The 22,827-nt window shown below is 48.0% G+C and carries 27 protein-coding genes, 3 tRNA genes and 1 pseudogene; 21 read left to right on the top strand and 10 right to left on the bottom strand.

Features of this window, described 5'->3' with window-relative positions; translation table 11 throughout:
• Positions 1-2 precede the first annotated feature (2 nt).
• Both BFO_RS01340 and BFO_RS01335 read left to right on the top strand, forming a co-directional pair.
• The gene (locus BFO_RS01340) at positions 3-500 is read left to right on the top strand and encodes a prolyl-tRNA synthetase associated domain-containing protein (protein WP_014223756.1); all 498 of its coding nucleotides are present in this window, start codon (positions 3-5) and stop codon (positions 498-500) included.
• Positions 501-568: 68 nt separating this feature from the next.
• The gene (locus tag BFO_RS01335; RefSeq protein WP_041591019.1) at positions 569-1,339 is read left to right on the top strand and encodes an SGNH/GDSL hydrolase family protein; all 771 of its coding nucleotides are present in this window, start codon (positions 569-571) and stop codon (positions 1,337-1,339) included.
• A 378-nt stretch (positions 1,340-1,717) separates the two neighbouring features.
• Here the strand turns inward: BFO_RS01335 and BFO_RS15435 are convergent, their stop codons facing one another.
• The gene (locus BFO_RS15435) at positions 1,718-2,233 is read right to left on the bottom strand and encodes a hypothetical protein (protein WP_157755267.1); all 516 of its coding nucleotides are present in this window, start codon (positions 2,231-2,233) and stop codon (positions 1,718-1,720) included.
• 31 nt (positions 2,234-2,264) lie between these two features.
• Between BFO_RS15435 and BFO_RS01325 the strand changes: the two genes are divergently transcribed.
• The 10 genes and pseudogenes from BFO_RS01325 (at position 2,265) to BFO_RS01290 (ending at position 6,350) form a co-directional block, all read left to right on the top strand.
• Positions 2,265-2,337, top strand: a tRNA-Gly gene (locus BFO_RS01325).
• Between the two features lie 122 nt (positions 2,338-2,459).
• Positions 2,460-2,541 (top strand) — tRNA-Leu (locus BFO_RS01320).
• Positions 2,542-2,553: 12 nt separating this feature from the next.
• A tRNA-Leu gene (locus BFO_RS01315) sits at positions 2,554-2,637 on the top strand.
• 118 nt (positions 2,638-2,755) lie between these two features.
• Positions 2,756-2,995: a 50S ribosomal protein L28 gene (rpmB, locus tag BFO_RS01310; protein ID WP_014223753.1), complete on the top strand. Its 240-nt coding sequence runs from the start codon at positions 2,756-2,758 to the stop codon at positions 2,993-2,995.
• 24 nt (positions 2,996-3,019) lie between these two features.
• Positions 3,020-3,208, top strand: coding sequence for a 50S ribosomal protein L33 (gene rpmG, locus BFO_RS01305; RefSeq protein WP_014223752.1), 189 nt, complete (start codon positions 3,020-3,022; stop codon positions 3,206-3,208).
• A 25-nt stretch (positions 3,209-3,233) separates the two neighbouring features.
• The gene (locus tag BFO_RS14715; RefSeq protein WP_014223751.1) at positions 3,234-3,389 is read left to right on the top strand and encodes a DUF4295 domain-containing protein; all 156 of its coding nucleotides are present in this window, start codon (positions 3,234-3,236) and stop codon (positions 3,387-3,389) included.
• 172 nt (positions 3,390-3,561) lie between these two features.
• Positions 3,562-4,596 (top strand): UDP-glucose 4-epimerase GalE, encoded by a 1,035-nt coding sequence (gene galE / locus BFO_RS01300; RefSeq protein WP_041591018.1) that lies wholly within the window; start codon positions 3,562-3,564, stop codon positions 4,594-4,596.
• 21 nt (positions 4,597-4,617) lie between these two features.
• The gene (locus BFO_RS01295) at positions 4,618-5,211 is read left to right on the top strand and encodes a hypothetical protein (RefSeq protein ID WP_014223749.1); all 594 of its coding nucleotides are present in this window, start codon (positions 4,618-4,620) and stop codon (positions 5,209-5,211) included.
• Between the two features lie 149 nt (positions 5,212-5,360).
• Positions 5,361-5,516: pseudogene (locus tag BFO_RS15990) on the top strand (permease of the drug/metabolite transporter); the annotation flags it as partial.
• A gap of 162 nt (positions 5,517-5,678) precedes the next feature.
• Positions 5,679-6,350 carry an NYN domain-containing protein gene (locus BFO_RS01290; RefSeq protein WP_014223748.1) on the top strand — a complete coding sequence of 224 codons (672 nt, stop codon included), beginning with the start codon at positions 5,679-5,681 and terminating at the stop codon, positions 6,348-6,350.
• Between the two features lie 106 nt (positions 6,351-6,456).
• On the opposite strand, the gene BFO_RS01285 is transcribed toward BFO_RS01290, so the two are convergent.
• From BFO_RS01285 to BFO_RS01245, 8 genes are all read right to left on the bottom strand, one after another.
• Complete coding sequence (locus BFO_RS01285) at positions 6,457-6,783, bottom strand: RteC domain-containing protein (protein ID WP_041590546.1); 327 nt, start codon at positions 6,781-6,783, stop codon at positions 6,457-6,459.
• Between the two features lie 360 nt (positions 6,784-7,143).
• Positions 7,144-7,821, bottom strand: coding sequence for a porin family protein (locus tag BFO_RS01275; RefSeq protein WP_157755266.1), 678 nt, complete (start codon positions 7,819-7,821; stop codon positions 7,144-7,146).
• Positions 7,822-7,857: 36 nt separating this feature from the next.
• The gene (locus tag BFO_RS01270; RefSeq protein ID WP_014223744.1) at positions 7,858-9,087 is read right to left on the bottom strand and encodes a hypothetical protein; all 1,230 of its coding nucleotides are present in this window, start codon (positions 9,085-9,087) and stop codon (positions 7,858-7,860) included.
• A gap of 8 nt (positions 9,088-9,095) precedes the next feature.
• Positions 9,096-10,109, bottom strand: coding sequence for a DUF805 domain-containing protein (locus BFO_RS14320; RefSeq protein ID WP_014223743.1), 1,014 nt, complete (start codon positions 10,107-10,109; stop codon positions 9,096-9,098).
• A 58-nt stretch (positions 10,110-10,167) separates the two neighbouring features.
• A complete protein-coding gene (locus BFO_RS01260) occupies positions 10,168-10,728 on the bottom strand; it encodes a hypothetical protein (protein ID WP_041590545.1) in 561 nt (186 codons plus the stop codon).
• Positions 10,729-10,769: 41 nt separating this feature from the next.
• Positions 10,770-11,192, bottom strand: a complete 423-nt coding sequence (locus tag BFO_RS01255; protein ID WP_014223741.1) for a hypothetical protein — start codon at positions 11,190-11,192, stop codon at positions 10,770-10,772.
• A 118-nt stretch (positions 11,193-11,310) separates the two neighbouring features.
• Entirely contained in the window at positions 11,311-11,784 is a 474-nt protein-coding gene (locus BFO_RS01250; RefSeq protein WP_041590544.1) for an HU family DNA-binding protein, read from the bottom strand.
• 177 nt (positions 11,785-11,961) lie between these two features.
• Positions 11,962-13,074, bottom strand: coding sequence for an InlB B-repeat-containing protein (locus BFO_RS01245; protein WP_014223739.1), 1,113 nt, complete (start codon positions 13,072-13,074; stop codon positions 11,962-11,964).
• Between the two features lie 214 nt (positions 13,075-13,288).
• Here BFO_RS01245 and BFO_RS01240 point away from each other — a divergent pair, with 214 nt between their 5' ends.
• The 4 genes from BFO_RS01240 to BFO_RS01225 all read left to right on the top strand — a co-directional run bounded on the left by BFO_RS01240 (position 13,289) and on the right by BFO_RS01225 (position 18,260).
• A complete protein-coding gene (locus BFO_RS01240) occupies positions 13,289-14,365 on the top strand; it encodes a PDDEXK nuclease domain-containing protein (protein ID WP_036788007.1) in 1,077 nt (358 codons plus the stop codon).
• Between the two features lie 6 nt (positions 14,366-14,371).
• Positions 14,372-15,640 (top strand): ATP-binding protein, encoded by a 1,269-nt coding sequence (locus tag BFO_RS01235; protein WP_014223737.1) that lies wholly within the window; start codon positions 14,372-14,374, stop codon positions 15,638-15,640.
• Positions 15,641-15,741: 101 nt separating this feature from the next.
• Positions 15,742-17,652 carry a tetratricopeptide repeat-containing sensor histidine kinase gene (locus BFO_RS14315; protein WP_014223736.1) on the top strand — a complete coding sequence of 637 codons (1,911 nt, stop codon included), beginning with the start codon at positions 15,742-15,744 and terminating at the stop codon, positions 17,650-17,652.
• Positions 17,649-18,260 carry a response regulator gene (locus BFO_RS01225; RefSeq protein WP_014223735.1) on the top strand — a complete coding sequence of 204 codons (612 nt, stop codon included), beginning with the start codon at positions 17,649-17,651 and terminating at the stop codon, positions 18,258-18,260. Before BFO_RS14315 ends, BFO_RS01225 begins: the two co-directional genes overlap by 4 nt.
• A 211-nt stretch (positions 18,261-18,471) precedes the next feature.
• Here BFO_RS01225 and BFO_RS15430 read toward each other — a convergent pair whose 3' ends face one another.
• Positions 18,472-18,828 carry a hypothetical protein gene (locus BFO_RS15430; RefSeq protein WP_143596079.1) on the bottom strand — a complete coding sequence of 119 codons (357 nt, stop codon included), beginning with the start codon at positions 18,826-18,828 and terminating at the stop codon, positions 18,472-18,474.
• A gap of 234 nt (positions 18,829-19,062) precedes the next feature.
• Between BFO_RS15430 and prmA the strand changes: the two genes are divergently transcribed.
• From prmA to gap, 5 genes are all read left to right on the top strand, one after another.
• Positions 19,063-19,917, top strand: a complete 855-nt coding sequence (prmA, locus tag BFO_RS01215) for a 50S ribosomal protein L11 methyltransferase (RefSeq protein ID WP_014223733.1) — start codon at positions 19,063-19,065, stop codon at positions 19,915-19,917.
• Between the two features lie 101 nt (positions 19,918-20,018).
• Entirely contained in the window at positions 20,019-20,258 is a 240-nt protein-coding gene (locus BFO_RS01210) for a YtxH domain-containing protein (RefSeq protein ID WP_041590543.1), read from the top strand.
• Between the two features lie 14 nt (positions 20,259-20,272).
• A complete protein-coding gene (locus tag BFO_RS01205; protein WP_014223731.1) occupies positions 20,273-20,674 on the top strand; it encodes a hypothetical protein in 402 nt (133 codons plus the stop codon).
• Positions 20,637-21,020 carry a hypothetical protein gene (locus tag BFO_RS01200; protein WP_041590542.1) on the top strand — a complete coding sequence of 128 codons (384 nt, stop codon included), beginning with the start codon at positions 20,637-20,639 and terminating at the stop codon, positions 21,018-21,020. The genes BFO_RS01205 and BFO_RS01200 overlap by 38 nt, the downstream gene beginning before the upstream one ends.
• Positions 21,021-21,269: 249 nt before the next feature.
• Complete coding sequence (gap, locus tag BFO_RS01195) at positions 21,270-22,280, top strand: type I glyceraldehyde-3-phosphate dehydrogenase (RefSeq protein ID WP_014223728.1); 1,011 nt, start codon at positions 21,270-21,272, stop codon at positions 22,278-22,280.
• The last annotated feature ends 547 nt before the right edge of the window (positions 22,281-22,827 follow it).

Raw genomic sequence — 22,827 nt, 5'->3', positions numbered from 1 at the left:
CGATGAACGGAGACCCGCGTCTTTACGCATTGCTGGAGCAACTCGGTATCAAGTTCGAATACCTTGAACATCCGCCTGCCCCGACGATCGAGATCGCCAAACAATATTGGGCCGGGCACGATGCGAAGCACTGCAAAAACTTATTTTTCCGCAATCATAAGGGAAACTGCCATTATTTGGTCATTCTCGATTGTGATTGTGCGATGGATATACATGCCATAGAAAAACGACTTGGACAGGGAAAACTTACCTTTGCTTCCGAGAAGCGAATGGTGAAGTTTCTTGGCGTTACCCCCGGTTCGGTAACACCTTTCGGACTGATTCACGACGAAACGCACCATGTACATGTTTTTCTTGACCGTAACTTGCAGAAAGCTTCGCGATTGAGTTTTCATCCGTGCATCAATACGGCTTCGCTCATCCTCTCGAACAGCGATTTCATGCGTTTTATGGATCATGTGCAGAATACATACGAATGGATCGATTTGTATAATCTATAAAAAAGTGAAGAGTGAAGAGTGAAAACTACGAATAAATATAACGAACAAAAAAATAAATAATGAATACGATGAAGACAAGACGAGATTTTTTGAGAAACACAACATTGGCCGGATTAGGTATGTTATCCCTCCCTGAATTGGCCAAAGCAGTAGTTAACGAACAACACAGCGTTTCAGCTCCCAAAATTACGGTCAAAAACAATGCCGTGATCCTTTTTCAAGGCGATTCAATCACCGACTGCGGACGAAATCGGGAGGCCGTCGATTGTAACACGTTCGATATGATGGGGCCCGGCTATGCATTATTGGCAGCAACACAACTGCTCAAGACATATGCCGACAGGCAACTCAAAATTTACAATCGTGGTATCAGCGGGAATAAGGTCTATCAGTTGCGCAACCGTTGGGAAGTCGATACCTTGACGTTTATGCCCGATATCCTGAGTATTCTGATTGGTGTGAACGATTTCTGGCATACGCTTTCGAGTGGATACAAGGGAACGGCAGAAACGTATGAAAATGATCTTCGCGATCTGTTGAATTATACGAAGGAGAAGCTTCCTCATATCCAGCTTGTTTTGGGCGAACCTTTTGCTCTTCGCGGTGGCTCGGCCATCGACGAACCGAAGTGGTTTCCGATGTTCGATGCATATCGAAAGTCGCTAAAAAAGTTGGCGAATGAATTCGGAGCAGTCTTTGTGCCTTATCAGTCAGCTTTTGATGCGGCGATGAAGCTGGCTCCTGCCCGATACTGGTCTGCAGATGGCGTACATCCCGACCTGCCGGGGCGTCAACTGATGGCTGATGTGTGGTTGGAAGCAACTGGTTTGAAAAAATAATCGGCTGCAAAAACGTCTGATAAGCGGCATTTTGCCATTATTCCAACAAGCATTTCAAAAAAAATAGTGGCAGAATGCTTGCAATATAAAAAAAAGACCATATCTTTGCACCCGCTAATCATAAAAATACGTAGCGAGAATAGTGCGGAAGTAGCTCAGTTGGTAGAGCACCACCTTGCCCCGGAAAGATAAAAGGTTCCAACCTTGGCAAGGGAAAAGCGACATCGGCAGACTGCAAATGCGTAAAGAAAATAGTGCGGAAGTAGCTCAGTTGGTAGAGCACCACCTTGCCCCAAAAGATAAAAGGTTCCAACCTTGGCAAGGGAAAAGCGACATCGGCAGACTGCAAATGCGTAAAGAAAATAGTGCGGAAGTAGCTCAGTTGGTAGAGCGCCACCTTGCCCCGGAAAGATAAAAGGTTCCAACCTTGGCAAGGGAAAAGCGACATCGGCAGACTGCAAATGCGTAAAGAAAATAGTGCGGAAGTAGCTCAGTTGGTAGAGCACCACCTTGCCCCAAAAGATAAAAGGTTCCAACCTTGGCAAGGGAAAAGCGACATCGGCAGACTGCAAATGCGTAAAGAAAATAGTGCGGAAGTAGCTCAGTTGGTAGAGCGCCACCTTGCCCCGGAAAGATAAAAGGTTCCAACCTTGGCAAGGGAAAAGCGACATCGGCAGACTGCAAATGCGTAAAGAAAATAGTGCGGAAGTAGCTCAGTTGGTAGAGCACCACCTTGCCCCAAAAGATAAAAGGTTCCAACCTTGGCAAGGGAAAAGCGACATCGGCAGACTGCAAATGCGTAAAGAAAATAGTGCGGAAGTAGCTCAGTTGGTAGAGCACCACCTTGCCCCGGAAAGATAAAAGGTTCCAACCTTGGCAAGGGAAAAGCGACATCGGCAGACTGCAAATGCGTAAAGAAAATAGTGCGGAAGTAGCTCAGTTGGTAGAGCACAACCTTGCCAAGGTTGGGGTCGCGGATTCGAGTTCCGTCTTCCGCTCACGATGTAAAGGAGGCTTCTCCTCTTTTTTTGTTGCTGCAAAGCCGGGATACGGGGACTCTCCTTGACAAAGGATGTACGAAGAGCGAGAAGCGATCGCCTTGAAAAAAAAATTGAAGTAAGCCCAGGTGGCGGAATTGGTAGACGCGCACGTTTCAGGTGCGTGTGTCGAGAGGCATGCAGGTTCGAGTCCTGTTCTGGGCACCCCTTCAATATGCGCAGGTGGTGGAATTGGTAGACACGCTACTTTGAGGGGGTAGTGCCGGCAACGGTGTGTGAGTTCAAATCTCATCCTGCGTACGTAAGAAGAAGACGCGTAGCGTTTTTTCCTCCCTTACCGAGGGGATAAGAGGAGGAGGTCGCTTTTGGCGTCTTTTGTGGATAAAAACAAGAAGAAAAAAAATAAAGTAATAAAGCAATGTCTAAGATTTGTCAAATTACCGGAAAGAAAGCGATGTCGGGGAACAATGTCGCACATTCGAATGTACGGACGAAGCGTAAGTTTAATGTGAATTTGTTTACCAAGAAGTTCTATTGGGTAGAGCAAGATTGCTGGATTCGTTTGAGCATATCGGCTGCCGGCTTGCGTCTGATCAACAAGATCGGTTTGGATGCGGCCATCAAGAAAGCTGCCGATAAGGGATATTTAGGTGCATAACGTAGATAGAGGAGGAAACAAACAATGGCAAAAAAAGTAAAAGGAAACAGAGTGCAGGTCATTCTCGAATGTACGGAACATAAGGAAAGCGGTCTTCCCGGAATGTCGCGTTATATCACAACAAAGAACCGTAAAAATACGACGCAACGGTTGGAGTTGAAAAAATATAACCCGATTTTAAAGAAGATGACCTTACATAAGGAAATTAAGTAATAATTTTTTATAGGAGATTTGAACCATGGCAAAAAAAACGGTGGCAACCTTTAAGTCGGGAGAAGGCGGACGTACTTATTCCAAAGTGATTAAGATGGTAAAATCGCCCAAAACGGGTGCATATATCTTCCAAGAAGAAATGATTCCCAACGACTCGGTAAAAGATTATTTCAAGAAGTAACGACACTTCAATAATCACTGTAAGATTTATTGGACAACCCATACAATGGGTATAAGTCACAGCAAAGTCCGCTTTGTTGTGATTTTCTTTTTCTATGAGCTCTCTTCAAAAGAACAACATTACGGAACGAAATAAATTACCTACTTTTGGCGATAAAAAACTCAACTCTTTTATGACGAAAAAAATATTAGTGACAGGCGGAACCGGATACATCGGTTCGCATACGACGGTAGAGCTTCAAAACGCAGGCTATGAGGTGATCAGCATCGATAATTTATCCAATTCGGAGATCGGTGTGCTCGACGGTATTGAAAAGATTACGGGGAGGCGACCTGCTTTCGAGGCGGTTGACTGTAACGATAAGGAAGCATTAGACCGGGTGATGACCGATCATTCGGGTATTGAGGGGATCATTCACTTTGCAGCCAGCAAGGCGGTAGGCGAGTCCGTACAGGAACCGTTGAAATATTATCGCAACAACCTTGTTTCACTGATTAACTTGCTTGAACTGATGCCCAAGCATGGTGTTAAGGGGATTGTTTTTTCTTCGTCGTGCACCGTTTACGGACAGCCGGACGCCGGCCATCTGCCGGTTACTGAAGAGGCGCCTATTCAGCCGGCCTGCTCACCTTACGGCAATACGAAACAGATCAACGAGGAGATCATACGCGATACGATTCATGCCGGAGCGCCGTTTAAAAGCATCCTGCTGCGTTATTTCAACCCGATCGGTGCACATCCTTCGGCCGAAATCGGCGAGTTACCCATCGGCATTCCGCAAAACCTCGTTCCTTTCCTGACACAGACCGCAGCAGGTATACGTAAAGAACTGTGTGTCTTCGGAAACGACTATGACACTCCGGACGGCTCCTGCATACGGGACTACATTAACGTGGTAGACTTGGCCAAGGCGCATGTCATTGCCATTGACCGGATGTTGAACAATGCCTCGAGCAAGCCGCTCGAAATATATAATCTCGGCACAGGGCGCGGCGTTTCCGTACTCCAACTGATCCGCACATTCGAAGAGGCCACAGGCGTCAAGGTACCTCATAAGATTATCGGACGTCGTGAAGGAGACATCGAGAAAGTATGGGCAGACCCGAGACACGCCAACGAAACGCTGGGCTGGACAGCTCGGGAGACATTGGCCGATACGCTTAAATCGGCATGGGAATGGCAAAAGAAATTATGTAACCGTTTATAACCTCATTGCAAAACGAATGATATGAAAATGAGACTGTTTATTACAGGTCTGCTTTTGTTGTCAGGCATCCGGCTTTCCGCGCAGGAAATGACGAAGTACGGCATCAAATCGGCTGTCATCAAAAAAGAAGTGACAACCATGGGACAAAAGATGCAGAATACGCTTTATTTCGACGATTACGGAAAAAAGGAGGCGGCCGAGCTACATATCAAAGTGACGAATATGGATAAGCTCATGCGTACCATTGTCGAAGGAAAGACGAACGTAGCCATCGATTTGGAGGAGAAAAAAGCTTACCGGATGCCTGCATCTGACGAACCGAAGAACTACCGTAATCTGACGCAGGAAGACAGGACGAAATACAACATCAGGGAAGGCGGCGAAGAAGAAATAGCCGGTAAATTGTGTAAAAAATATACGCTCGACATTCCGCAGGGAGACACGAAGTTCCAGGCGACGGTCTGGATATGGGAAGGGATCATGCTGAAATTCGAGTCGGTCAACGAGGGACAAGTAGTCGTCACGGATGAAGCCAAAGAAATCAGAGAGAACGAGACGATACCGGCCGACAAGTTTACGATTCCGGAAGGGTTTACCGTTCACGAACAGAAATAAGCCGAAAAGGACATAGGACGATGGCCTTGCTTGTTTTCAGGCGAATACGTCTAAGACCATGGACGCTTGGCTCGGAGGGGCTGCCGACCAGCTTCAGGGACAGATATCGAGTGCCAAGATACCGCTAACTTCTCCGAACGCATCGAGCAGAAAAGTTCATTCCCTATAAAATGATTGCAGGAACAAACTGGCAGTGGGTATTTTACTATATCTTCAAACTCCTCCTCTTTGTCATCATAGGAGTCTTCACCGCTCCTTTCACCTGCTTGTGGGCTGTCTATAGAGTTATCAGGGCTTTTCGATAAGAGGTGGTAATTCTCCAACTAATAGTTGGAGAATTACGAATCAACATTTTATGGACAGAATGAAAAACTTATAGAAAAATTTTGGCGGATAAAAGGAAATGCTTACCTTTGCATCAGATTATCGCCCTTAGGTGGAAAAGACTAAGGCTCGCCACTTCAGAAATGGGGTGGCTTATTTTTTATATGGAAGTTATGGAAACAGAAGAAAAGCAAAGAGTTATCGTCTATATCGATGGATTCAACTTTTACTATGGACTGAAATCGACCACACGATGGCGGAAATATTATTGGCTTGACATTGTTAAATTATTTGAGAGTTTCATGCGACCCAATCAGGAATTGATTGCAGTAAAATACTTCTCTGCCAGACCTGATGATATAGAACAAAGCCGACGGCAGAATGCTTTTTTTCAGGCGAATAAAGAGAATCCGAAATTTCGTTTGATCTTGGGCAAATATCTAAAAAAAGAGATTACCTGCTTCAAGTGTGGGAATGTGATACATACTCACGAGGAAAAAGAAACAGACGTGAGAATTGCAACACAAATTGTTGCAGACGCCTATCAGAAAAACTGTGATGTGGCTATTGTCGTTTCTGCTGACAGCGACATGATTCCGGCAATTGAACTTGCGACACAGGCACGGCAGAAAGTGTTCGTGTATTTTCCTCCCAATCAGTATTCAAGCAACTTGGCTTCAATGGGTATCGGACAACCGACGCAATTGAAGCGTTACGAAAATCGGTTTCGCCAAAGTCTTTTACCTGATACCATCCATCTTGCCGTTTCTGACTATGACTTACAGATACCGGAAAAGTGGAAAGCGTATCAATAACAAGCAAAGTATAAGAACAAATTCTGCGACTATTGGTTGCAGAAAACGATGTAAAAAGGGAGACACGGAACAATTCGGTGTCCCCCTTTTGCTTTAATATGAGGATTTACCGCTTCTTAAACTTGCCGCCTTTCAGGTCGCTTTCCTTCATTCGCCTGTTCAATTCCTCCCTGAGTTCATCAAGAAAGTAGGTGCGGCTGTCGTCCTTGCGGCGCTTCATGTTCATATAGACATTGTAACAGTTCTTGACTTCCACGCTGAAGATTTCAGAAAAGGCGTCTGACAATTCCTCTACACCGATTTTACCATTGTTAATGCAGTCGCAGGTGTCAAGGGCGTAAAGGAGTTCGACCAAGTCGGTTGATTTACCTGTCCAACGGAGTTTCTGGACTGGTTTGACGGGCAACGCAGGAAGAACTCCCTGCATCCGCATCTTCAACAATTCCAGTTCCGTGTCAATGACAAAGAGTAGCTCCGATATATTTTTTCCCCATTCCGCTTGCGGAGGACGATGCTTCGTCGAGAGATTGCAGGCGGAAGCGTGTGTAATGAAGTGTACGAAACAGCGAGGGAAACGACTCTTCCACTTCACAAAGGTTGATGATTTCATCGATGAAGCCGTCCGTTACAGTACGCAATTCTGCTACAGTCAAATTGTTCGGGAACAGTATCCCGAACGAAAGGGTTTCAATAAGTCTTTTCGTTCGATTGAAGTTTGACATATATAAAAAGAGAGCGCACGGAATTCGTTTAGCCACGGTTTCCATGCGCTCTCCATATTCAATTTTGATGTTCAGAACAGATAACCCACACTTAAGAATGTATTACGCGTGTGGACAGTGCCGCCTGACACGCTGAATTTCTTTCCGTTGGCTTCCGCCAATCCAAACTCTCCACCGATGCCAAAGACTATTTTTCCGTTGTCGGCATACAAGCCGAACGCTAAGCCCGCATCGAACGGATTGAGCAGTTTGTCACTGAAAGTCTGCTTGCTGTCCGCCCCCGACACGCTGTAATTGCCCGCCACGCCGTAAGCGAAGAAAGCACCGAGACGAGGTTCGAAGTTCCATTTGCCTAAATCGATTACATAGCCGCACGTCACGGGAACCTCTATGTAGGCAGCGTGTACCGTCAGTTCACGACTACCGCCCGTCTCATCAGCGGAAAATCCTTTCATCGACATCTCAATCCCTGAATGGATACGCCAATTGGGATTAAAGGCGTAGGCAAACGTCAGACCCGCAGCACCGCCTAACACCGATTTGGTACTTTCCGACTTACCGTTGGAGGCATCGAAATCGAGCGAAGCGATGTTCAGGGCAGCTTTTACGCCCCATTGCGTACGATTTTTCCCCTCTACCTTTTCCTGCTGTTGCGCCTGCATCGTTCCGGCAACTCCAATCATGCACACTGTCATCAGCGCAATCTGCCTTGCGAATGTCATCGATAGAATCTTGTTTTTCTTTTTCATATCCATTTTTCTTTATGCTCCCTTTCCGGAAGTGGGTTATTCATTCTTTTTCTCTGTCGTTTCCCAATAAAGTACAGGGCGTTTACGCAGCGCATCCCACTGCCATGGTGCCGTGTCGTCTGTACCGAACGGGAAGCCCGGTATATACCGCTGTTCTTTCTTGTCCAACCCGTCGGGCAACCGCCACCACGATTCTTCCTGCGTGGCAGACAGGGAAACGGCGCGTTTGGGCGACAGTTTCTTTGTTTCCAGTAATTTGTCGTTTACATAGCGACGAATGGGTATCTCCTCACAGTAGTAAAATTGGAAGATGGGAGCTTCCACTCCCGTGATGCCCAATATAGCTTGCGGAAAAGGTGATGCCTGCGCAAACGCTTTGCCGTCACCCCTGGCTTCCAGTTCCTTGTTAAGGGCTACGCAGTGGTACACTACCGACGATTCTGAACGCAGAATTGAGACAAGTCCGTTGGCTGCCCCCACAACCTTTATCAATCCGCGACCCTCTTCGTCGGTTTTACCGAAAATCGAAGCCGTAGAATAACAATAGGAGATGCGCTTCGTGACTAACGGCAGATTGCCCGGAGCGGCACTCATACTCATACCTTTACTGCCCACGCTGATGCCGAAACTTCCCTTGACACCTTTCCCGTTTCCAGCGGCAATGCCTGCTGCCCGTCCCTGTGTTACACGGATGGTGCCATCGGAATAGCAGTGCGAAATGTTGCCGTAGTTGATGCCTGCGACACATCCTCCAAACTGCCCTTTCTCATAGACAAACAGGTGTTTTGTTTTCGTTTTCGCGCCGCTCTTGATGTATTCGCAGGTCAAATCGACAGATGAGACGCAACAAGTGATAAGGCCCATGTTCACACCGGCGAAGGCTCCGATATACAGAATGTCGAGCTTGTCTGTATAAGTTAATTTGCCCGTTATGCGCAGACTCTTCACCACACCTTTTTCACCTATCAGCCCGAACAGCCCGACGCATGCCGTGTTGTCCGTATCGGTGGAAAAGCCGTTGATGGTTATCGTGTGGCCATTACCATCAAGCATTCCATCGAAGGGTGTCTCGCCGCCATGATCCATCCGTCCGATGGGCACCCAGTCGTCGAGCGTTAGGTCGTTCATCAATATGTACGAACCGCTCAGAGTTTCCCTGTCCGTACCGATAGCGGCCAGCTCCTCCGCCGTGCGGATTTCCGTTTGCCCCACCGCCGAACCGGTAACGGCAACGAGCAGGGCGGTCAGTATAAATATTCTTTTCATAACCGTTTTTATTCTTGCGTTTTTTCTTTGTGTTCGATTTCCTTTTCCGCTGCAGCTAGATTGGCAACGGCATACACCAACAGCGACAGCAGCACGATAAGGGAGAGTTGGCTTATAAGATAATCGAGATAGCTGTGGGCTTCCATCATTCTCAAAGGTACCAGGAAAACGGGTGCCAGGATAACGCTGCAACCGCTTGCCGCCATCAGCACATAGTTTGCCAGCGGCAAACGCCCTTTTCTTGCCAGCAGCAATCCGCCGTAAAGGATAAAAGCAAGGAATAGCATAATATTCAATACAAATCTCATATTAATATGGAAATCGGTTATTACTGTAGTCCACCGGATTTCCAAGATGAGCAGGAGAACATACGCGGCAATTATCCATCCGCCCACCGTGCGGGAGTAGTCCCTCTTTTGCAGGAAGGCGATTCCCATGATGATGAAAGAGACGGAGACTAAAAAATTACCCAAAAGAGTCAACAGCATGTTGAGTTGATCGGTACCGGTGTACCACCGGTTACTGAATACATCGACAAGGTTCAGCAAACACATATAGATGCTGAAAACGGCGAATGCCGTTAGCCACATCAATGCCTTTTGTCGCAAATCATATTTCGGGACATTCCCCGTTGTCCCGTCGGGAGGGCTGCCGTAGCGATTGTCGCCCGCGCTGCCGTCCAGGCACATCAATAAGATGAGCCAGATGCCGCCCGCAATAGGAACGAGACTGACGAGCATCCACCAGCCGCTACGCCCTGTGTCGTGCAGCCGCCGCACCCCGACCGCCATGGCGGGAACCGTCGTCACGGCATAATAAATCGCGATCAGTTTGTACATGAATATCAGCCTGTCGCTGTCGTGATCGAAAGAATCGCCGAGCAGCCCCGTCAGCAGTCCGGCGACAAGCGCCCATGCCATTGCGAACAGCAGGTTGAACAACACAAACATCCAAAACTCTTGCCGGCTTGCCCGGCCGCTGAAATCGGCATACTGCCGAAACGCTTTAATAAACCATTTCATAATTTCTTCCTTCTATTTTATGCCCCCACTATCTGAGGTGTGTTAATACTACATTTCTCTAATGCCACACGACGTTCTTTTTATCAAAAATACCGCCCTTCACATGAATTGTGCCACGTGCACCGTCCTGTACGGCAAATTCATATCTTTCCAATCGGCCGTTAAGTCCAACGACTGCATTTGTCTGTAGCAGGTTGTTTCTCATCTTTATAGGTATGGTTACGGACTCTCCGTTTTTTATTGATGCAACCTCTGTGTTATTAAGATATATAATTGTAGGTACAAGCGCCGCTACAGGACTTGAGTCGCGAATTATTGTCAATGAGGAGGGTGTCTGCAAAGTAACATTGGCAGTAGTAGCCCAGCGTTTTTGTTCATTCGCTTCCTTTTCAATAGTTCGGTTCGCTATTCTGTCTGTTAGCCTATTCAACAGATATTTCAATATGCTGAAAATTACTGCCACTATAACAATGATGACCCATTCAGGCACAGAGGAAAAGTGAAGCTTTACTAAAGCTCCCAGCATTATTGCTGTAACCGTTATGAATAATGTGCCTACAAATGATATTTGTGACGCCCACCACGCGCCCTCGTACTTTTTCCACCAAAAGAACAACATACTTTTTCTGTTTTATGCCCCCGCTGTAACGGAAGCGATTATTACAATTTATTGTCGGTCTTGACGAAAACACCGCCATTCTTGCCCACGAGAGCTTTGCCGTCGTCCTTGACCTCAAACATCAGCAGGGCGGGTTCCTTCTGCTTGTTGTCAAGGGTGAAGTACACGGTTATCGTGTTCCCCTTCTTCTCATATTCGCCGGGAATCCGAAGCTCGCTGCTGACACGGATTGTACTCTCTGTTTTATCTGAGTCAATGGCGTAGGGAAAGAACAGTTCCACATGTCTGTCGTCCGCGAAATAGACAACACCGACGGTTTCGGTGGTACTGAAATTCATCGGATCGTGTTTGACATCGCCATTGACGAACTTGGAGCCTTTCATGCCGTTTCCGTCGCAGGAGGTCAGCATCACCGACAGGGCAAAGAATGCCGCTGCCATACAATTAAAAATTCTTCTTTTCATGTTTTCCTCTATTTATGCCTCCACTGCCGGAGGCTGATTGAACAGTCTTTTATAAAAGAAGCCGCAGGGCAGCTCACTGCATCACAGTTCATTACCCTGCGGCTTCCGGTGTTTTTGCTCATCCGAGAGGGTTGGGTACTTCTCCTCCGCCGGGCGAAGGCATCGGTGTAGGCACAACTGTTTTCTTCGCCGGAGCCTCCACACGTTCGTAAGTCACCCCCGAGAGTGTGAAATACCGTTTCGAGGGTGAGAGTTTCACCACCGGTTTGGTAATGTGCACGTTGGCGTTGAACTCTTCCTTGCCTTTTTCTACAAGTCTGCTCTGGAAAGAGGGGCGTAGTGTGCCGATGTCGCCGAAGTCCACAATGTCGCCGTTCTCTACATGCTTCTTGGCGATTTCGGCTGCGAGTCGCATCACCGCTTCTACTTCCGCACCCGTGAAGGTTGTCGCCCTGGCCACCTCTTCGCAGAATGCTCGGTGGTCGATACGTTTGCGCCCCGTGGGATTCGCCTGAATCACGGTCTTGCCGGCCAGTGCGCCGACGGTTGCCTTACGCTCGCTGAGCGTGTAGGCCAATGGTCTGTTTGCCATAATCGTTTGCTTTTAAGATGTTAATAATGTTGCTAAATGCTTTGTCTGATTTATCGGAAAACCGCCGTCTTTTTATCCTTCTTCCCAAACCCACGAGGGTTTTCCCGAAAAGGGTCGAGGTTTTTTGCCGAAACCCTCGTGGGTTTTGATGGAAAGGGCTGTACGATAATAACCATGTTAAAATGCACGAACGGCTCGGGTAGAGACGTTGCTTGATTGAGCATAAGTCTTGTTCCTTGCTATTACGGATTTCAATTGCGGTACGTAAACATATGCCGTACGGTCAGATTTTTCCGTAGATGACCAATATTGAGGCAAGACCAATGGTTTTCCTCCGGGAATGGCTTCGAGCCTTGCATTCAGTGCCGCATTTTCGAACAATAAATCGCAAAGGGTTTTCAGTTCATTGATTGCCGGAAGATACCATCCATTACCCTTTTGAGTGCACCACGAAAAGGCAGGATACCATTTCTTCCAATTATTCCATTTCTTTATTATTTCTAAATTCTTAGCACCATCATTTTCGTTCTTCGCATTCGTGAGTTTATAAACAAAGCCTGTTGCAGTAACTGGCATCCACCATCCGCCCGCATCTTTCACATCGTGTGATACAACCAGTCCATTCTGCTGTGCAGTTTTCTCACGAACCACTATTCCCATACAAGTCTTACCATTGTTCAGCTCTTTGGAGAAACTGCCGTCGCTGTAATAGTAATCGCCGATTTTCGGACTTTCTGTAACTGTTCCGCCTTCCTCTTTCCACTTCGCATACAGCGTAAAGTTCGCCGTTACGTCGCTTACGTCGTAGGGGAAATCTACCTTATTGGTAAGAGCTGCTTCCTTGTACCATCCCTCAAAGGTATGGTTCGCCTTTGTCGGCGGAGCGGGTTCTGCCAACGTGCCGCCCTTGAGCACCTGCGTAGCGTGGTTGTCGCCCTCGGCGGGCCATGCGCCGCCGTTCAGTTCCCACGCCACCTGCCAGTATTCGGCAACGGCTTCCGCCTGCCACTTGGCACGCAGGGTGAGGTCGCGCGTTACGGGTGTCTGGAAATTGTAGGCATTTGTGCCGTCGGTTGTCCACGCTACGAACACAAATCCGGTTTTCACCGGTGCGGGAGACGGAGCGACAGCCGTCTTTCCTTCTTCTACCCGCTGTGCCTCCGGCACGGGTGTTCCGCCGTCGGCGTCGAACGTTACGGTAAAGTACGTTTTCACCTCTTCCTTGTCTCCGCAGGAAGCAAGCCCCATTGCAACGATGCCCATCAGGGCGATAAACAGAATCTTTTTCATCGTCTTGTCTTTTAATATGTGTTATGTAATTCAATATACTGTTGCAAAATTACAGCCTCTTCACAAGCGTCAATACCCCACTTGTGGGAGTTTTTACCGTCGGGAGACAAAAAATGCACATGAAAGCGGGAAATCGGAGAAAAGTTTCTCGGTTACGGACGAAAAACAGTATCTTTGCAATAAAATAATCGGTTATGGACGACAGATTGCCATTATGATAGACAATAAGCATATTCTTCATTACAGCAAAAGCATCGACTTGCTTTCGGATGCCAGACAGATCATCGATGAGGCAAGAACCGTCGCATACTCTGCGATCAACCTCACTCTTGTCCAAAGGAACTGGCTTCTGGGGAAAAGAATATCCGAAGAGTCATTGAAAGGAGAGGATAGGGCTAAGTATGGTGCGGAAATCATCAAGAAGTTAGCAAAGCAGCTTACCGCCGAGTACGGCAACGGTTTTACCAAAACCAATCTATACAGTTTCATGGACTTCTACCGTGCCTTTCCTGACATTTTCCACACGCATGTGGAAAATTCCCTCCATTGGTCGCATTACAGGACGCTGCTTCAAGTGACCGACCCCGTTGCAAGGGAATGGTACATGAATGAAGCCATCCGGGAGACTTGGAGCGTGCGGACGCTCCAGAGAAATATCTCTTCGCAGTATTATCACCGCCTCCTGCAATCGCAACACAAGGAGTTGGTCGAGAAAGAGATGCTGCAAATCACCGCTCCGCTACAGAAGACCGATAAACTGGAGTTTGTCAAGAATCCGGTTGTGGCGGAGTTTCTCGGACTTGCTTCCCTGCCCGACTTTACCGAGACAGAACTTGAAACGGCTATTATCAATAACCTCCAGAAGTTTCTGATGGAACTCGGCAAGGGGTTTGCCTTTGTCGCCAGACAGCAGCACATCCATACCGGGAAAGATGACTACTACATAGACCTTGTGTTTTATAACTATATCCTTAAATGCTTCTGCCTGTTCGATTTAAAAACGACAAAAGTAAGTCATCAGGACATCGGACAGATGGATATGTATGTCAGGATGTATGACGAACTGAAAAGAAACGAGGGAGATAACCCCACGATGGGGATTATACTCTGTGCCGACACTGACGAAGACATCGCACGGTATTCCATCCTTCATGGGAACGAACAGTTGTTTGCCTCCAAGTACAAACTTTATCTGCCCTCAGAGGAGGAACTCCGTGCGGAAATAGAAACCCAGAAGCAGTTGTTCTACCTTCAGCAGGAAGAGAGGAAGAAATTTTCCGGAATAAAATAATCGGTTATGGACGAAAAATTGCAAACGCTCAGGAAATACAACCTGTGGGATTCCGCCCCGTTTGACTTCGGATACGAGCGAAGCGGATATACGGACAAAATTGCGGCTTACACGGGCAACCGCCTCATCAAAGTGCTCGTGGGACAGCGGCGTGCAGGCAAGAGCTACCTGCTGCGCCAAGTGGCGCGGCGACTCGTGAAGGACGGCGTGAAGGCGGAAAACACGCTCATCATCAACCGCGAGTTGTCGGACTTCGACTTCCTTGTCACCCATCAAGACCTTGATGAGTTGCTCAGGCTCTACAAGTCGGAGCTGAAACCGGAAGGGAAAGTCTATGTCTTCATCGACGAGGTGCAGATGATCGAGGGATGGGAGAAAACCGTAAATTCCTGTTCGCAGGACTATGCCGAGGAGTACGAGGTGTTCGTCAGCGGTTCCAACTCCCGCCTGCTCTCGGGCGAACTCGCCACGCTGCTCTCGGGTCGCTATGTCTGTTTCGAAATACTCCCTTTCAGCTTTTCGGAATACGCCGGCATCAGTGGCAAGGTGGCGGACAAGGCATGCTACACGGAATACATGAACGGCGGCGGACTACCCGAACTCTTCGCTCTGTCGCACCCCGAACTGAAACGCAACTACGTCGCTGCCGTCAAGGATACGGTGCTGCTGCGCGACATCATCCAACGCCACAGTATCCGCGACCCGAAGCTGCTCGAAGACATTTTCGTGTTCCTGGTGAACAACGCCTCGAACCTTGTATCGGTGAGCGGCATCGTGAACTATTTCAAGAGTCAGGGACGCAAGACGAGCTACGATGCCGTGTCTAACTATATCGGCTACATCGAGGACACGTTTCTGGTACATCGCTGCGACCGCTACGACATACGGGGTAAGGACACCATCGCGGGCAATGCGAAATACTATGTCAACGATCTCGCCTACCGGAACTATCTCTATCCGGGCTATGGCTACGGTTTCGGCTACCTGCTCGAAACCCTTGTTTACTTGGAGTTGCGCCGTGCCGGATACGATGTCTATACGGGCGTGGCGAAAGGGAAGGAGGTTGATTTCGTCGCCCGTAAAGCCGACAGGATCGTCTATCTGCAATGCGCCTACCTGCTTGCTGACGAGGCGACGGTGGAGCGGGAATATTCTGCGCTCGAAGCCATCGCCGACAATTTTGAGAAAGTCGTCGTTTCGCTCGACGACCTGACGCTCCCGCTGCGTGAGGGCATCCGCCATGTGCAGGCGTGGAAATTGGCGGAACTGTTATAAGGAAAACGGCAATTGTAACGCAAAACTCCCACAAGTGGGGTATTGCGTTTCGGACGAGGGACATAATTTTGCAAAACATTAAACATCAAATTCCCTGCAAGATGAAGAGAACAGCCGCCATCCTCCTGCTCGCGCTCGTCGCTCTCTCTGCTTTTGCGGAAGAGAAGAACCGCTATGCCGACTCGCTGCTGCACATCGTGCAGACGAAACGGATGACCGACCTCGAACGGGCGAAACTATATGCCGACATCACCGAGTCGTACTGTGCCCACGACATGCCCAACACCTTCAAATACGGCACGATGGGCTTGGAGGCCGCCCTGCGGTGCGATGACAAGGCACTGATATTCCGTTTCTACAACTACATCGGCTCGACCTACACCTACCGTTGCTCCTACGACACCGCCAAGGTATATCTCGACCTGCAAGTCGCCGCAGCAGAATCCTCCGGTAACAAAAAACTCGTGCAGAAAGCATGGCAGGCGGCGGGCAACTTCTACGCACGCCAAGGGCAATTCATCCTCGCCGTGGAGAGTTATCTCAACATATTGAAACATTTCGACGGCGACGAGAGCAGCCGCGACTACATCATTGCCCATGGCAATATCGGCGAGTGCTACCGCCGTATGGGCAATCCCAAGCGGGCATTGCACTATTTAGAACGGGAACGCGTACTGGCGGAGCAATACGGTGAACCGACCGGCATCGGACAGTCGTACCGCGAACTGGGCTATGTGTATCTGGCATTGGGCGATGCGGACAAGGCGCTGGAATGCATGCTGAAAGTGAAGCCGAAAGAACGGTCTGCACCGGTCAATTATGCAGACCTCTGCGAAGCCCTTGTCAAGGCCTATCTGATGAAAGGAAAGCATCAGGAAGCCCTCGCGTGTGCGGCCGAATGCAAGTATGCTGCCCAGTGGTTGGGCGACCCGTATATCCATACGCTCACATGGAACATCTATGCCGACATCTACCGTGCGCAGGGTCGTTACGACGAATGTCGTACTGCCGCACTGAAAGCGTGGAGCATCGACTCGGTGTCGATCAATACGGCACCCGTTTCGGCGTTTAACATCGCCTTCGCTTCAGCAATGCTCGGCAGACGGGACGAGGCTGCCCGTTTCTTCGGCTTGTATGACCGCATGATGAACGAGCGAACGGACAGGAACTACCACGAGGCACTCTCACAAATGGAGGTCGTGTATGAAACCGAAAAGAAACAGCAGCAGATAGCCTCTCTCGAAAAGGAAAGGGGCTTCTATATAGTAATGGGAGTGTCGGGCGCGCTCATCTTCCTGCTTGTCTTCGGGTTGCTTTTCTACCGCCATCGCCTCAACCGCGGGAAGCGTGAACTTGCCGAACGGAAGGTGAAGCAACTGGAACAGGAAAAACAGCTTGTCGCCACACTCGCCCTCTTGGACGGCGAGACGGCCGAGCGTACCCGCTTGGCACGCGACCTGCACGACGGATTGGGCAGCATGCTCTCGGTCATCAAGTTGCACCTGCATGGCATCCGGAATTTCTCCACACTGACGGAAGCGGATACCGAACGACTTGCCAAAGCTCGTGTGATGCTCGACGAACTGGCGGTAGAACTTCGCCGCGTGGCGCACAACCTGATGCCCGAATCGCTCTCACATTGCGGTCTCAAGGTTGCATTGGAGGATTTCTGCCGCTCCATTCCGATAGCAGACTTCAGGTTCTTCGGAGAGGATACGCACCTCGACAACCGCCTCGAAGTACTCATCTACCGCTGCGCCTACGAACTTGTCAACAATGCAATGAAACATGCCGAAGCTTCACGTATCAATGTGCAACTGACCGTCGATGCACGCCTCGTGTCGCTTTCCGTGCAGGACGACGGCAGGGGTTTCGACCCCGATACGGTAACCTATGGGGCAGGCTTTACCAACATACGCAACCGCATCTCAGCCTACAACGGCAAAATCAGCGTCTATTCCTCGCCCGGCGCAGGCACGGAAGTAACCATCGAAATAGAACTCGCATCATGATACAAGTACACATCGCGGACGACCACCGCATGCTGGTCGAGGGGTTGCAGACAGCCATCGAGGATTCGGGGATAGCCAAGGTTGTGGATACCTCGCACACGCTCGCCGCCTGCCGCAAAACGCTCCTGTTCAGACGTCCCGACGTGCTACTTCTGGACATTTCCATGCCCGACGGCAGCGGTATCGATTTCTGTAAGGAGATGCACGAGGCATATCCCGACATGAAGATCCTGATGCTCACCTCCTACGATGAATACACGATGGTGAGCCGTGCCGTCGCCGCCGGAGCATCAGGCTACATCCAGAAAAACGCCCTCTCGGAAGAGGTGGTGAAAGGCATCGAGACCGTCATGACGGGCGACACCTATTTCAGCCGCGACATCGACCGCATGATGAAGAAGCGCATCAACCATTCCGTATGGCTCACCGCTCGCGAGCAGGAGCTGCTGCGCCACATCGTGGACGGCTACACCAATCAGGAGATTGCAGACAGGATGTTTCTCAGTGTCGAAACCATCAAGACCTACCGCAAGAACCTCATCTTCAAACTTGGCACCAAAAATGCGGCGGAACTGGTGCAAATCGCCATCCGCGATAAGTGGGTGTGAGAAACGATTCTCCTTCTTCAAGCGAACGGGATATGCTGTTTTCTGCATATCCCGTTCGCTTTTCTTCCGAAACGCCACTTCTATCCATATCAACGCCACAAGTACGCAGTTATCTCAAACCTCTAACATACACGGTTTCTTTGATTTACTTTTTTTCCGTGCACCGCTGTTGGTGTCATTAAATACGTAGTAATTTCTAAAAAAAAGCTTTTTACGACCGGTTCTTCTGGTCGCAAATATGTTGTAAACGATCGATGATGTCATCCAGCTGTTGCTGTTGCTTTCGAATCTGTTTCGGACGAAAGTAAAACCAATTCAGCATAATCCAGACAATGATAGACAGGTAGGCAACATGGGCTTTCCAGAGAGGCATGAAAGCAACATATTCATACATGTAAAGAAGTAGTCCAACCGAAAAAAAAAAATAAAATACAAATTCAGCACGATCGTTTGCATAACCCGCTGCTTCTTTTATTTTCTCATCCGTTAGATACGAAAAGAAGTAAAATGTTACAACATGAAGTGAAATAAAAGTAAAGCAATCAGATGAAATCTCAAACACTCCCAAACGTTTTTATTGATTGTGGGATATTTCACATAGGGTCAATTTCGCAGTTTCAAAAAGGGATAATATATTCTTAGAAGGAGCGTTTTTAGCTGTTAAAAGTATGTAATTTTCGGCGTAATTTAGCTAAAAAAAAGAAATAGAAAATTTTGATACGACAGATTTGAACAAGTATAAAAAAATCTAACGGATATCTCCCCAATTGACTATCTTTGTCGGACTGATGAAGCATGCATTATGGATTATTATGAATTTCAATTCAGCTACATCTCGCCTGTAGCTATAGAAGTGATCAACGATATTTTGGCAACCGAACTGGGAGTCGTCGGGTTTGAAAGTTTTGTCGCTGACGAAAACGGGTTAAAAGCCTATATTCCCGTTTCCGCTTTTCAGCCTGACGCCCTGGCAAATTGCCTTTTCGCTTTTCCGCTCGAAGACACGGCCATTCATCATACGTATACGTTGATTGCTGCTCGGAACTGGAACGAGGAATGGGAGAAGAATTACTTCCAGCCCATCCGTATCGGCAGGCAATGTCTCATTCGTGCATCGTTCCATCAGCCGGAAGGAGGGTATGAGCAGACCATCATCATCGACCCGAGAATGGCATTCGGAACCGGCAACCATGCCACCACCTATCTCATGCTTTGCGAAATGCTGTCGCTCGACCTGCACGGCAGGGAAGTACTCGACATGGGGTGCGGCACGGCCGTACTTGCCATTTTGGCTGCTCGCAAACAAGCGCGCCGTGTGGTGGCTGTCGACATCGACGAGTGGGCATACCGTAACGCGCTTGAGAACTGCCGGCTCAACCATACGCTCGATATACGGATAGAACAGGGCGGAGCAGAATGCCTTCCGCAGTGCGGCACGTTCGATTATATCTTTGCCAATATCAATCGAAATATCCTGCTGAATGACATCCGCCATTATGCTCCGATATTGAAGCCCGGCGGTTGTCTGTACATGAGCGGCTTCTACGAAGAAGATCTCTCTGCGATAGAACAAGAATGCCGCCTGAACGGATTAACGCTCCTTACGCATACCTCCCGCAATCAATGGGCTGCCGTTCGAACCCAAAAACACGAATAACGGTAATTCATAAATAATATTAAATCATATTCATGTCGTTTGAATCACTGAAAAAAATGCGATATTTGTAATAGTATTCATGTTTTTATAATGTAACTGCGATGAACAGAAATATAGATTCCCAATTACTATCAGGCTTACTGTCAGGCCTCGTGATAGGAGCTGCAGTAGGGGTAACCGTAGGCTACCTAGTCGCAACGGAAAAAAGAGGACCGTTATCCGACGAATTAAACGAATTGATTGGGAATGTGAAAGACGGATTTCAGTGGGCTGTCTCCAAATTCAAAGGAAACCGTGTACATGAAGCCCTCGAAAGTACTCAGGTAATTAAAGTAAAATAGTTCTTTATGAATTTATGAAAATGAATGCAGAGCATTTCTTTCGGGAATTAAAGAGAGATATCACCACTTACGGTGAATTAAAATTCGAGTTGCTCAAAGTAGGAACGTATGAACGGACAGGAAAAGTCATTGCTGTTCTTGCCTATGGCCTGATACTGCTTATCCTTGGATTCTTTCTGAGTCTCTTTGTTTTTCTTACACTTGGTTTTTTTCTGGGAGAGTGGCTTGATTCGAAAGGGACCGGTTTCTCAATTGTGGTGGGCATTTATCTTTTGATGATTGGAGGAGTCGTTCTTTTCAAGGATAAAATCCAGACTTTCGTTTTGAATACCGTAATTGCAGCATTGATTGCCAATGACCATAAAACCGATGAAACCGATGAACAAAACATCTCTGAAGCAGACCCCACTGAGTAAATTACAGGCTGATAAACAGCGTCTCCACCTGTTGTGCCGGATACAGGAGCAGAAACTGAACGAAGAAGTTCTGTATATGCGTGAAAATGCAGGCCGTCTTCTCTTCTCGGGCATATCTGCACTTTTCTCTACCTCCGGCTCATCCAAATCGGAAAAGAAAAAAAACGTCCTTTCTCCGGCTTCGTCTGCCGCTTCGCTTTCGTCGCTCCGACCGGCCGATATCTTGTCGTTAGGTACCGGCATCTTTCCTTATGTCTGGGAATTGGCACAACCTTTGCTCATCGCCTGGGGGATCAGGCGGGCTAAGAAATGGATCGGACATTTGTTCTCTTCAAAGAGAAAGTGAATGGCCAAAATTTAATTTATGTTATGAAGCATGTTTTTCTTCCCGAACAGGCTTCAAACGAAAAAAAATTCATACCTTTGCGCCCGTAAAATCAAGGCAAAAAGATTAAACATGAAGCGTATTATCATGGTTTCAACAATGATCGCAAGCATATTATCGGTATGCGTATCATGCGCTACCCCTTGTGGCTGTTGAACAGAAAAGTCAAAAAAGCATTATATTTCAAACTTTTTTAAAAACTATACAACAATGACAAAAGTAGGTATTAACGGATTTGGCCGTATCGGACGTTTTGTGTTCCGTGCCGCCCAAACAAGAAATGACATTGAAATCGTTGGAATTAACGACCTCTGTCCGGTAGATTACATGGCTTATATGCTCAAGTACGATACCATGCACGGTCGCTTCAAAGGAACCGTTGAATACAGCGTGGAAAAAAGCCAGTTGATCGTCAATGGGAAAGCGATTCGCGTCACCGCAGAAAAAGACCCGGCCAACCTGAAATGGAACGAAGTAGGTGCCGAATATGTAGTAGAGTCTACCGGGCTGTTTCTGACAAAAGAAAAAGCTCAGGGACATATTGATGCAGGCGCAAAGTATGTCGTGATGTCGGCTCCGTCGAAGGATGATACGCCCATGTTTGTTTGTGGGGTGAACCACAACGCATACGAGAAAGGAACGAAATTTGTATCGAATGCTTCTTGTACGACCAACTGTCTGGCTCCTATTGCCAAAGTGTTGAACGACAAGTTCGGGATCAAAGAAGGCTTGATGACGACCGTCCACTCGACCACAGCAACCCAGAAGACCGTAGACGGTCCTTCGATGAAAGACTGGAGAGGCGGACGTGCTGCTTCAGGCAACATCATCCCGTCTTCGACCGGTGCGGCTAAAGCCGTAGGAAAAGTCATTCCGTCGTTGAACGGTAAATTGACAGGTATTTCCATGCGTGTGCCGACCTTGGACGTTTCGGTTGTTGACCTGACGGCCAACCTCGAAAAACCGGCTACGAAAGAAGCCATCTGCCGGGCTATGAAAGAAGCTGCGGAAGGTGAACTGAAAGGGATTCTGGGATACACGGAAGACGCTGTCGTTTCTTCCGATTTCCTTGGCTGCGAACTGACATCGATCTTCGACGCCAATGCCGGAGTATATCTGACAGATACCTTCGTGAAGGTGATTGCATGGTACGATAACGAAATCGGCTACTCGAACAAAGTGCTCGATTTGATTGCCCACATGGCCAAAGTAAACGGATAACCCGTTTTCGATTTATCGCAGAGGAGGGTGTGTCTGAACGCAAGGTTTGGGCATGCCCTCTCTATGTATAAGAATACGAGCAATGAAAGCCATACCGAAAAAACTGAAGCAAATCCGTAAATTCACCGATTGGTCAACAAATTTCCTCCCCGGATTAAAAAAAATAGAAAGTTAAATAAATATAAAAACAGGATTCCGGAGAAACCAATCCGGCTTTTTTATGTTATCTTTATAGCGATGTTAGGATTTTCGCATCCCTTTCATCTTTATGTCTAATTTAAAATCAGGAGCGATGAAAGCATTTTTTTCGAAGAGTCTTCTAAAGACCCAAACAGGGAACAATGACATCGCAAAGAATGACCTCTATGCGAACAGGGATTATTATTGCGAAGGTCAGGAAGTTCGGATTGAAGTATCCGAAAGCGGCGCAAACGTCCGGGAAGGCAGCGCAGGTGTAAAAGTAAAAAAACAAAAGTTTTCCGCCTGCTATAACATGTTCTTTTAGTGACGGTCAACTCACTTAATGGAAGGTTCGTCCGATTTGGGC

Source organism: Tannerella forsythia 92A2, from assembly GCF_000238215.1.
Lineage (GTDB): Bacteria > Bacteroidota > Bacteroidia > Bacteroidales > Tannerellaceae > Tannerella > Tannerella forsythia.
This window is presented reverse-complemented; position numbering and strand designations above follow the sequence as displayed.

Bases quoted from the DNA above. Each gene is read 5' to 3' on its own strand.
- BFO_RS01225 (WP_014223735.1), top strand. From the start codon at position 17,649: ATGATACAAGTACACATCGCGGACGACCACCGCATGCTGGTCGAGGGG.
- rpmG (WP_014223752.1), top strand. From the start codon at position 3,020: ATGGCAAAAAAAGTAAAAGGAAACAGAGTGCAGGTCATTCTCGAATGT.
- BFO_RS01210 (WP_041590543.1), top strand. From the start codon at position 20,019: ATGAACAGAAATATAGATTCCCAATTACTATCAGGCTTACTGTCAGGC.
- BFO_RS01335 (WP_041591019.1), top strand. From the start codon at position 569: ATGAAGACAAGACGAGATTTTTTGAGAAACACAACATTGGCCGGATTA.
- BFO_RS14320 (WP_014223743.1), bottom strand. From the start codon at position 10,109: ATGAAATGGTTTATTAAAGCGTTTCGGCAGTATGCCGATTTCAGCGGC.
- prmA (WP_014223733.1), top strand. From the start codon at position 19,063: ATGGATTATTATGAATTTCAATTCAGCTACATCTCGCCTGTAGCTATA.
- BFO_RS01245 (WP_014223739.1), bottom strand. From the start codon at position 13,074: ATGAAAAAGATTCTGTTTATCGCCCTGATGGGCATCGTTGCAATGGGG.
- gap (WP_014223728.1), top strand. From the start codon at position 21,270: ATGACAAAAGTAGGTATTAACGGATTTGGCCGTATCGGACGTTTTGTG.
- BFO_RS01250 (WP_041590544.1), bottom strand. From the start codon at position 11,784: ATGGCAAACAGACCATTGGCCTACACGCTCAGCGAGCGTAAGGCAACC.
- BFO_RS14315 (WP_014223736.1), top strand. From the start codon at position 15,742: ATGAAGAGAACAGCCGCCATCCTCCTGCTCGCGCTCGTCGCTCTCTCT.
- BFO_RS14715 (WP_014223751.1), top strand. From the start codon at position 3,234: ATGGCAAAAAAAACGGTGGCAACCTTTAAGTCGGGAGAAGGCGGACGT.
- galE (WP_041591018.1), top strand. From the start codon at position 3,562: ATGACGAAAAAAATATTAGTGACAGGCGGAACCGGATACATCGGTTCG.
- BFO_RS01260 (WP_041590545.1), bottom strand. From the start codon at position 10,728: ATGTTGTTCTTTTGGTGGAAAAAGTACGAGGGCGCGTGGTGGGCGTCA.
- BFO_RS15435 (WP_157755267.1), bottom strand. From the start codon at position 2,233: ATGTCGCTTTTCCCTTGCCAAGGTTGGAACCTTTTATCTTTCCGGGGC.
- BFO_RS01285 (WP_041590546.1), bottom strand. From the start codon at position 6,783: ATGCGGATGCAGGGAGTTCTTCCTGCGTTGCCCGTCAAACCAGTCCAG.
- BFO_RS01290 (WP_014223748.1), top strand. From the start codon at position 5,679: ATGGGGTGGCTTATTTTTTATATGGAAGTTATGGAAACAGAAGAAAAG.
- BFO_RS01295 (WP_014223749.1), top strand. From the start codon at position 4,618: ATGAAAATGAGACTGTTTATTACAGGTCTGCTTTTGTTGTCAGGCATC.
- BFO_RS01240 (WP_036788007.1), top strand. From the start codon at position 13,289: ATGATAGACAATAAGCATATTCTTCATTACAGCAAAAGCATCGACTTG.
- BFO_RS01270 (WP_014223744.1), bottom strand. From the start codon at position 9,087: ATGAAAAGAATATTTATACTGACCGCCCTGCTCGTTGCCGTTACCGGT.
- BFO_RS01200 (WP_041590542.1), top strand. From the start codon at position 20,637: ATGAACAAAACATCTCTGAAGCAGACCCCACTGAGTAAATTACAGGCT.
- BFO_RS01205 (WP_014223731.1), top strand. From the start codon at position 20,273: ATGAAAATGAATGCAGAGCATTTCTTTCGGGAATTAAAGAGAGATATC.
- BFO_RS01235 (WP_014223737.1), top strand. From the start codon at position 14,372: ATGGACGAAAAATTGCAAACGCTCAGGAAATACAACCTGTGGGATTCC.
- BFO_RS01340 (WP_014223756.1), top strand. From the start codon at position 3: ATGAACGGAGACCCGCGTCTTTACGCATTGCTGGAGCAACTCGGTATC.
- rpmB (WP_014223753.1), top strand. From the start codon at position 2,756: ATGTCTAAGATTTGTCAAATTACCGGAAAGAAAGCGATGTCGGGGAAC.
- BFO_RS01275 (WP_157755266.1), bottom strand. From the start codon at position 7,821: ATGAAAAAGAAAAACAAGATTCTATCGATGACATTCGCAAGGCAGATT.
- BFO_RS01255 (WP_014223741.1), bottom strand. From the start codon at position 11,192: ATGAAAAGAAGAATTTTTAATTGTATGGCAGCGGCATTCTTTGCCCTG.